The organism is Roseateles sp. P5_B10, from assembly GCF_056400485.1.
Genome location: NZ_JBFULE010001750.1, coordinates 1 through 528, shown reverse-complemented (window position 1 = coordinate 528; position 528 = coordinate 1). Strand labels below are relative to the sequence as shown.

Annotated in this window: 1 protein-coding gene; it reads right to left on the bottom strand. The window is 67.2% G+C overall.

What is annotated here, in order from left to right:
- Nucleotides 1–528: AAA family ATPase (locus AC1DU6_RS35700; RefSeq protein ID WP_477863358.1), on the bottom strand; the 528-nt coding region annotated here is incomplete at both ends.

The following is a 528-nucleotide window of genomic DNA, read 5'->3' as shown; positions in this document are numbered from 1 at the left end:
CGCCCAGGGCGTACTTGACCGAGTGATGCTCCTCGAAGCGGCTCTTGAGCCCCTTCAGGATCTCGATGGTCTGCTCGACCGAAGGCTCGGCGACATCGATCTTCTGGAAGCGCCGGCTCAGCGCCGCGTCCTTCTCGAAGATGCCGCGGTACTCGGTGAAGGTGGTCGCGCCGATKCACTTCATCGCGCCGCTGGACAGCGCCGGCTTGAGCAGGTTGCTCGCGTCCAGCGTGCCGCCCGAGGCCGCACCGGCGCCGATCAGCGTGTGGATCTCGTCGATGAAGAGGATGGCGCTGGGTTGGTCCTTCAGCGCCTTCAGAACCGCCTTCAGGCGCTGCTCGAAGTCGCCGCGGTACTTGGTGCCCGCCAGCAGCGCGCCCATGTCCAGCGAGTAGACGACGGCGTCGGCGAGGACCTCAGGGACTTCGCCTTCGGTGATCCTCCAGGCCAGGCCTTCAGCGATGGCCGTCTTGCCCACGCCGGCCTCGCCGACCAGCAGCGGGTTGTTCTTGCGCCGGCGGCACAGCA